Origin of the sequence: Streptomyces torulosus, assembly GCF_001419765.1 — a bacterium.
GTDB classification, from domain to species: Bacteria; Actinomycetota; Actinomycetes; order Streptomycetales; family Streptomycetaceae; genus Streptomyces; species Streptomyces torulosus.
Window position 1 is genome coordinate 1 of sequence record NZ_LIRK01000546.1, and the last position, 8360, is coordinate 8360.

Annotated in this window: 7 protein-coding genes; 6 read left to right on the plus strand and 1 reads right to left on the minus strand. The window is 72.5% G+C overall.

Features of this window, described 5'->3' with window-relative positions:
* Window positions 1-233 precede the first annotated feature (233 nt).
* The 4 genes from AOK23_RS32795 (at window position 234) to AOK23_RS32810 (ending at window position 4313) form a co-directional block, all read left to right on the plus strand.
* Window positions 234-851, plus strand: coding sequence for a TetR/AcrR family transcriptional regulator C-terminal domain-containing protein (locus tag AOK23_RS32795; RefSeq protein WP_055716182.1), 618 nt, complete (start codon window positions 234-236; stop codon window positions 849-851).
* A gap of 69 nt (window positions 852-920) precedes the next feature.
* Entirely contained in the window at window positions 921-1253 is a 333-nt protein-coding gene (locus AOK23_RS32800; RefSeq protein WP_055716187.1) for a glyoxalase superfamily protein, read from the plus strand.
* 121 nt (window positions 1254-1374) lie between these two features.
* On the plus strand, window positions 1375-2055 hold the full coding sequence (locus tag AOK23_RS32805; RefSeq protein ID WP_157878224.1) for a hypothetical protein: 681 nt from the start codon (window positions 1375-1377) through the stop codon (window positions 2053-2055).
* A gap of 80 nt (window positions 2056-2135) precedes the next feature.
* Window positions 2136-4313, plus strand: coding sequence for a TerD family protein (locus AOK23_RS32810; RefSeq protein WP_055716184.1), 2178 nt, complete (start codon window positions 2136-2138; stop codon window positions 4311-4313).
* A 112-nt stretch (window positions 4314-4425) separates the two neighbouring features.
* On the opposite strand, the gene AOK23_RS32815 is transcribed toward AOK23_RS32810, so the two are convergent.
* Window positions 4426-5289, minus strand: coding sequence for a fructosamine kinase family protein (locus AOK23_RS32815; RefSeq protein WP_240496673.1), 864 nt, complete (start codon window positions 5287-5289; stop codon window positions 4426-4428).
* Window positions 5290-5780: 491 nt separating this feature from the next.
* On the opposite strand from AOK23_RS32815, the gene AOK23_RS32820 reads away from it, so the two are divergent.
* Together AOK23_RS32820 and AOK23_RS32825 are read left to right on the plus strand one after the other, a co-directional pair.
* Window positions 5781-7208: a family 2B encapsulin nanocompartment shell protein gene (locus AOK23_RS32820; protein ID WP_055716185.1), complete on the plus strand. Its 1428-nt coding sequence runs from the start codon at window positions 5781-5783 to the stop codon at window positions 7206-7208.
* Complete coding sequence (locus AOK23_RS32825) at window positions 7205-8269, plus strand: family 2 encapsulin nanocompartment cargo protein terpene cyclase (RefSeq protein WP_107102926.1); 1065 nt, start codon at window positions 7205-7207, stop codon at window positions 8267-8269. The genes AOK23_RS32820 and AOK23_RS32825 overlap by 4 nt, the downstream gene beginning before the upstream one ends.
* Window positions 8270-8360: the final 91 nt, after the last annotated feature.

Below are 8360 nucleotides of genomic sequence, written 5' to 3' on the forward strand. Positions count from 1 at the left end.
GAGTACGTGGCGGGCGCTTCGGTCTCGGCCTGGTCCGCGCTGGGCGCGGAGGGGGTGACGGTCATCGGGGAAGGCCCTTCTGGCTGCTTGCGGGGACAGGGCGACCGGGTGGGCGGGTGACGAGGCCACCGGGTGGGCGGGGTCGCCCGGACCGGTAAACCTAAAGGCTTTCGGTTTTGGCAATGTAACCTTCACCACGACCGCTGGGAAGACCCCCGAAGAGGACGGACACCATGGGACGGCCGCGCACACCCCTGCTGGACCGGGAGCGCATCACCACCACCGCGCTCGAACTCGTCGACGCACAGGGCGATTTCAGCGTCCCGCAGATCGCCCGGCGGCTCGGGGTGCAGACCGGATCCGTGTATCACCATGTGGACGGCCGGGACGGCATCGTGGAACTGCTGCGCGAGCGGGTCACCGAGCGCATCGACGTCTCCGCGCTGGAGCTGCGCCCCTGGGACGAGGCCCTCGCGGCCTGGGCCCGCTCCTACCGTGCCGCCTTCGCCGCCCACCCCCGGGCCATCCCGCTGCTCATGACGTCCCCGGTGCGGGCCCCGCGCGTCCTGGAGCAGTACGAGCGCGCCGTCACGCTGCTCCTCGACGCGGGCTTCCCCCTCGCCGACGTGATGCCGGTGCTGGTCGCCCTGGAGAACGTCGTCCTCGGTTCGGCCCTCGATCTGGCCGCGCCGGAGGCCATGTGGGAGATCGCCGACGAGACGGCCACGCCGCGCCTCACCGAGGCGCTCGACGCGGTCGGCGACCACCGCGCGGACGCCGCCTTCGAACTGGCCCTGGAAGGCTTCCTCGACCACGCGCGCCGCAGACGGGAGACGCACGCGGCGCTCTGACGACGGCGGAGGCCGGCGGCGTTGTCAGTGGGGGCTGCCACCATGGGCCGCATGGACGAGGTGGACGAGGTGGACGAGGAAGTCATCCCCATTCTCCGTGTCGCGGACGCCGCGGCCGCGGTCGCCTGGTACGAGCGACTGGGCTTCGCCCAGCAGTGGGAGCACCGCTTCGAACCGGGTCTCCCCGCGTTCGTCGAGGTCGCCCGCGGCGGCATACGGCTGTTCCTGTCGGAGCACGAGGGCGACGCCCGTCCCGACACCCTGGTCTACCTGCGGGTGCGTGACGTCGACACGCTCGCCTCCGCGTTCGGCGTGCCGGTGGAACAGGCCCCGTGGGCGCGCGAGATCGCACTGCGCGACCCGGACGGCAACCGGCTGCGGATCGGCACGCCGACGCGCTGACCGGCGCGGGCCCCTCCCTTCCGACGGCACGGCCTCGAAGCCGGGGGCGCTCGTCGAAGGGGGCTCGCTCTCCTGGGTGCCTCCGATTGCCGTGGCCCGCGCCGTCGCTCAGAGTCGTGCTGTGGCGAGACACCTGTGGAGTCGGCGATACCGGGCGGCCGTCGTGGGGTCGGTGCTGCTGGGCACGCTCGCGGCGTGCGGTGGTGACTCGACGGCGCGGACCCCGCCCTCGCGGGCCGCCGCCCGGCCCACGGCGTCGGCCGTCGTGTACACCAGCAAGGCGTTCGGCGTGCCGCTGACGGTCACGGTGCCGACCTCGCTGGGCGTGCGCCCCCTGAAGGACACACGCACCTTCCTGACCTGGATGAAGGGCGAGAACGACCGGGTCCGGTTCCTGTTGCCGGTGGTCGTCTATCCGCCCGGCCGGAACAACCCGGTGAAGCCGGCCCGCAACTACGACGCCTACCTGGCCTTCCTGCGCGGGCAGACCGACTACCACGCGAGGTGGCGGGACACGGACGAGACCACCGTCGACGGGCATCCGGCGACCCTGATGACCGGCACCACCGACTGGTCGCTCAACGGCAGCATCGGCTGCCCCACCGCCGACGGGAACGCCGAGCACGACTGCTACGGCCTCCAGCCCGAGTTCGCGCTGCGCCTGGCCGTCATCGACATCGGCGACCGGACCCCGCTGGTCGCCTGGACCACCGTGAACACCGATCAGCAACGCGACACCTCGGCCGCGTTCACCCGCTTCGAGACCATGCTGCGCGGCCTGAGGTTCAAGTCCCGGGCGTGATGGCGTCACCCGCGCGCCGGACACGGGGCGGCGGGAAAACTCCTGTGCGGTGCTTCGTACACCTCTGCGATCATCCCGGAATGGCCAACCGTCTCGCATCAGTGGTTCTCCGGCACACCCATCGTCTGCCCGCCCCCGAGGGGGCCGCGGGGGACGGCGCCGCCGCTGCGCGGCAGTTCGACGCCGCGTTGCTGTCGGTGGGGTTCAAGCTGTCGGCCGACCTGCTGGCGCACCTGTCGGGACTGTCGCGGGCCGCGGTGGTGCACACCGCCACGCGCACGCTGCGCACGGTGCGCGAGATGGTGGGCGACCACGTCGCGCACAACACGTACTTCATCGACTTCCCCGCGAACGTGCCGGACACCGAGGAGTTCTGGACGCGGTGCGTCGCCGAGGCGCTCCGTGACCGCAAGGCGCGCGGCAGCGTGCTCTCCCAGCTGGCGCACGGGGTGCTGAACCTGCTCAGCCTGCCGTCGTACGGCCGCTACCAGCACACCTACGAGGAGATGCTCGCGGTGCAGGACGAGCTGATCGCCTCGGCCGGCGACCGGCTGACGGTCCTGCACCTCGGCGGGGCCCTGGACGACGAGGTCACCGCCCTCTATCTGGCGCTCGCGGGCAGCACCACACCGCTGGGCGAGGAGCACCTCGCCGACCTGAGGGTCCTCGCGGAGCGGTGCGCGACCGGTCCGCAGCCCGAGGCGATCCCGGTCCGGGAGAACCGCGCGGTCGTCAACGAGGCCCGCCTCGCCGTCGGCGCCGACCTGCTCCTGGACACCGTCACCGATGTGCTGCGGCTGGCCTGCGCCCTGTCGGGCGGTGACGTGACGCTGCGGGAGCCCACGCGGTTCCGGACGGTGCCGCGTCCGGTGCGCCGGGCGCTCCTCGCGGGCCTGGACGCCGTGGTCGCGGAGAGTCCCGCGAAGCTCTGCGACGTGCACGCGTACCGCGAGCCCTTCAAGCGGCTCGGTGAGCGCCTCCATCCGCACGAGTACCCGCGGTGGCCGCACGCCGCCGAGGTGTTCGCCGTGGCCCGCGGCGAGAAGGAGGCACTGTCCCTCGACAGCCGCGCGCAGCGGCTGCTCGGTGAGGGCGACGTCCCCGGCGCCGTCGGCCTGCTGAGGTCCGCGCCCGGCAAGCTGTTCCGGGCCCTGGACCACCTGCTGCGGATCGCCGCGGGCCAGGAGGAGCGGGACGCGGTGGTGGCCGCGGCCGTGGAGGTCGCCCCGCAGGTGTCGGGCCGGGTCGTGCTGGCGGTGCGCGAGCATCTGCTCAACCGGGAGCGGGAGTCCGGCGAGCGCCGGGTGTTCGTCAACCGCCGGGGCCGGGCCTGGGTCGCCGCCGACGTGCGGCCGGCCGTGCCTGCGGAGGACCGCGAGCGCCTGATCGCCGCCCTCGACGCGGAGCTGCGGCGCCGCCTGCCGGTGCCGGCCCGGCTGCTGGTCGACCCGGACGTCCTGGACGTGGCGCTGCCGCTCAGCGGCCGGGCGACGACCGCCGGGCTCGGGGTGCTGCCACGGGGCTCCGCGTCGGCGGTCGACGGCGGGCTGCTGCGCTTCTTCGTGTACTGGAAGGAGCGCGGGCGGCGGACCGACTACGACCTGTCGGCGCTGCTCCTGAACGCCGACTACAGCACCGACAGCTGGCTCTCCTACACCTCGCTCAAGACGGTCGGGGGCGAGCACTCCGGTGACATCACCGAGGCGCCGGAGGGGGCCTCGGAGTTCATCAACCTGGGCCTGGACCGGGTACGTGGCACGTTCGTCGTTCCGCAGGTGAACATCTACGCGGGTGAGGGGTTCGACGAGGCCGAGGAGTCGTTCTTCGGGTTCATGCTGCGGGACGGGGAGCAGAAGGGCCGTCCGTTCGAACCGCGCACCGTGCGGATGAAGTCGGAGTTGCGCGGGCCGGGTCGGGTGGCGCTGCCGCTGGCGTTCCAGCGGGAGCGGGACGGCCGGTGGAGGGCGAAGTGGCTGCACCTCTATCTGAAGGGCGTCTCGTCGGGCAACCGGGTCGAGGAGAACCAGGCGTCGGTGTCGCGAGTGGTGCGGGCCGTCATGGAGCGGGAGCAGCTCACGGTGCGGTACCTCGTCGGCCTGATGACGGATGCCGACGGGACGACGGCCGTGGAGTCCTGGGACGGCGAGTCCGTCCCGGACGAGCCGGTCACGTACATCGGTCTCGAACGCCCCGAGGGGCTGCACCCGGACTCCCGGATCATCACCCTCGAAAATCTGCGCGACCTGATTCCGGGCTGAGTGCTAGCGTGGCCGAAGGCGAGGCCATGAAGGGGCTTCCTTCTCCATTCCTCCTTGAAACGAGTCCTTTCGCTTTCCTCGCCGTTCACGTCGCCCCGGGCGGCGCCCGCGTTCACCGCGCGAGCGCCGCCCGTGCCGCGTCCAGGGCCTGTTCGGCGTAGCCGCGGCCGAAGAGCACCGTGTGGACCAGCAGGGGGAAGAGCTGGTGGAGGCCGACGCGGTCCTGCCAGCCGGCGGCGAGGGGCGCCGCCCGCTGGTAGCCGTCGAGCACCCGGTCGAGGTGGGGGCAGCCGAAGAGGGCGAGCATCGCGAGGTCGGTCTCGCGGTGGCCGCCGTGCGCGGCGGGGTCGATGAGCCACGCACGGCCGTCGGCGCCCCAGAGGACGTTGCCGTTCCACAGGTCGCCGTGCAGCCGGGCGGGTTGCTCGGCGGGGCCCGCGAGGTCGGGCAGCCGCGCGCAGACCTCCTCGAAGACGGCGGCCTCCGCCGGGCGGATCGTGCCGTCGTCGACCGCGAGCCGCAGATACGGCAGCACCCGGTACTCGGCGTACCAGCCTGGCCAGTCGGCACCGGGGGTGTTCCGCAGGGGGGCGTGCCCGATGGAGGCGTGCTCCGGTCCGCCGGGGGGTGCGGCGCCGAAGGCGGGCGCTCCCGCGGTGTGCAGGGCGGCCAGCGACTCCCCGAGGCGGGTGGCCGCCGCGGCGCCGGGTGAGCCCTGCCGGATCCGGTCGATCACCAGGCGGTCCCCCTCCTGGCCGTGGACCGCCGGCACGGGGACCGCGCCCGCCTCGGCCAGCCAGCGCAGTCCGGCCGCCTCCGCCCGTGCCGCGTCCGGCCCGTCGGCCCGCTTGACGATCACCACGCGGCCGTCGTCGAGGGTGACCTCGGTGAGGGCGCCGGAGAACGGGCGCTCGCCGACGGACGCACGGCCGGTGAGCAGTACGGCCAGGTCGCCCGGCGCGTCGTGAGCGCTCACGGAGCACCACCTCCAGATCCCATGCGGCCCACCGCGTTCGTGGGAACCGTACGGGTCGCGCCTGGCCCGGGTGAAATCCCCGCGCCCTACCGTGCCCTGGCTGCCCCTCGCGTGGGGCGGCTGTTGTGCGCCCCACGCGCCGGGGCCGGGCGCGGCCGAGGGGCGCGGGTGCGCGAGGCGGCCCCGTGTCTGCCCCGGTCGGTGGTTTCCGCCTCCCGAGGACCCGAAGTCGCCCCTTTCACGCGGTGCCCGACCGGCCGCCCCGCCTGCTTGTCTTGACCTGCGACGCGCACCGCCCAGCCGCCCGCGCCGCTCACCGCCGCCACTGCGGCGTCCATCGCCTCGGAATCCGCCCACGACCACGTCGTACGCGCGCCACCCGAGTTCCCCGTACCGCCGTCGACCGGTGTTCCGGTGACTGCCCGTGTTCCCGCGCGTCCCCGCACGTCCCGGCACATCCGCGTACGTCCGCTCACCCTTCGGGAGGGAAAGTGACCGCCCCCGTAAGTTCCTCCGAAAGCGCCCCGGATCCCGCCGACGAACCGCACTGCACCAGTCTGAGCACCCGGGCCGCGCGCCAGCTCGCTACGACCACCAAATCCGCACCGCAGATGCAGGCCATCACCTCCCGGTGGCTGCTCAGGATGCTGCCGTGGGTGGACGTCAAGAGCGGCACCTACCGGGTCAACCGGCGCCTGCAGCTACGGATCGGCCGGGGCCGGGTGCAGTTCGACCAGAACGGCGCCGACGACGTCAAGGTCATCCCGGAGACGCTCACCGAACTGCCCGCGCTGCGCGGCTACTCCGACCTCGCGGCGCTCAGGGAGATCTCGCAGCGCTTCCGCGTCCGTGAGGTGCGGGCCGGCCATGTGCTGGTCGACGCCGGGCAGCCGGTGACGGAGGCGTACCTCGTGGTGCACGGCCGGTTCACCCGGTACACCACCGGCAAGTACGGGGAGGAGGAGGTCCTCGGCGTCATCGCCGACGGCGACGGGCTGGGTGACGAGGCGATCGGCCACGCCGACCCGCTGTGGCTCAGCTCCGTGCGGGCCGAGACGTCGGCCGTGGTGCTGGCGCTCAACTGGGACACGCTGATGGCGTTCGTGGACCGCACCCCGTCGCTGCGGGCCCAGTTCGACGCCTTCGCCGACCGGCAAAACAAGCCGATGAACCGCAAGGGCGAAGCGGATGTCCCCCTGGAGGCCGGCCATGTGGGCGAGTTGACTCTGCCGGGCGGCTTCGTGGACTACGACCTCGCGCCCCGCGAGTACGAACTGTCGCTCACCCAGACCGTGCTGCGCGTGCACACCCGCGTCGCGGACCTCTACAACCACCCGATGGACCAGACGGAGCAGCAACTCCGGCTGACCATCGAGGAGATCCGGGAACGCCAGGAGTGGGAGCTGGTCAACAACCGCGAGTTCGGGCTGCTGCACAACGTCGACTACGGGCAGCGCATCAGCACCTTCTCCGGGCCGCCGACCCCGGACGACATGGACGAGCTGCTGTCGATGCGCCGCAAGACCCGGATGTTCCTGGCCCATCCGAAGGCGATCGCGGCCTTCTTCCGGCAGTGCAACCGGCGTGGACTGTCGCCCGGCACGGTCAGCCTCGGCGGTCACGAGGTACCGGCCTGGCGCGGGGTCCCGCTGCTGCCGTGCGGCAAAATCCCGATCAGCGCGCAGCACACGACCAGCATCATCGCGCTGCGCACCGGTGAGAAGGACCAGGGCGTCATCGGCCTGCACCAGACCGGTATCCCCGAGGAGTACGAGCCGTCGCTGAACGTGCGGTTCATGGGCATCGACACCACCGCGATCATGAGCTACCTGGTCACGGCCTACTACTCGATGGCCGTGCTGGTGCCCGACGCCGCCGGGATCCTGGAGAACGTGCAGATCGGATGGATGCCGGAATGAGCGAATCTTCGGCGCCTGGCGTCGGGACCGCGACCCGGCTTCCGGGGCCGCCCCGCCTCACCCGTCGGTCCCCAGCCCGTGACGGGGGCGCGATTCCCGGACTGCGGTACCGGCCGGCCGTGCCCGCCGATCCCGCGAAGGTCGCGGAGGTCGACCGCAGGCTCGCGGCGTGGGCCGACCGCCTCGACCTGTTCCCGCGGCAGTGGCGGGGCCAGTTCGACCGGTTCGGGCTCGGCCGGGCGATCGTGCTCGCGCATCCGGGCGCGGCCGGCATCGACCACCTCACCGCCGCCGGGAAACTGCTCCTCGCCGAGCACCTCGTCGACAACGTCTACTGCGAGGTGGACGAGGGCAAGGGCGGATCGCCGCGCGGCCTCGGCGGTCGGCTGCTCATGGCCCAGTCGGCGCTCGACCCGTTCCACGGCACCCCCGACCTGGAGGAGCGGTGGCAGCACGGCGTTCGGGCCGACGGGCCGCTGCGCTCGTACCGCTTCGCGCTGCGGGACTACGCGGTGTTCGCCACGCCCAGCCAGACCGACCGGCTCGTCCACGACCTGGCCCGGCTGCATCTGGGCTATCTCGGTGAGGCCGCCTGGGCGGAGACCGCGCACATGCCGGGGGTGTGGGAGTACCTGGTGATGCGGCAGTTCAACAACTTCCGGCCCTGTCTCGCGGTGGTCGACGCCGTGGACGGCTGGGAGCTGCCGGAGGCTCTCTACGCCCGGCCCGAGGTCCAGCGGATCACCGCCCTCGCGGGCAACGCCGCCACGATCGTCAACGACCTGTACTCCTTCACCAAGGAGCTGACCCATGACCCCGACCATCTGAATCTGCCCGTGGTGATCGCCGCCAACGAGCGGTGCGGGCTGAAGGCGGCCTATCTGAAGGCCGTCGAGATCCACAACCGGATCATGGAGGCGTTCGAGGAGGAGTCCGCGGCGCTGTCCGCCACCTCCCCGCCGATCGAGCGCTACGTCACCGCGGTCGCCGCCTGGGTGGCCGGAAGCCATGAGTGGCACGCCACCAACACCGACCGCTACAGCCTTCCCGACTACTGGTAACGCCCCGCACGGCCGACGCCCGATCGCAGCGAAGGAGCCCTTGTTGACCATCATCGACGCCGTCACCCCGCCCGCCGCACCGGCGCCCGAC

Coding starts and splice junctions, on each gene's coding strand:
- AOK23_RS32795 (WP_055716182.1), top strand. CDS start 234: ATGGGACGGCCGCGCACACCCCTGCTGGACCGGGAGCGCATCACCACC.
- AOK23_RS32810 (WP_055716184.1), top strand. CDS start 2,136: ATGGCCAACCGTCTCGCATCAGTGGTTCTCCGGCACACCCATCGTCTG.
- AOK23_RS32825 (WP_107102926.1), top strand. CDS start 7,205: ATGAGCGAATCTTCGGCGCCTGGCGTCGGGACCGCGACCCGGCTTCCG.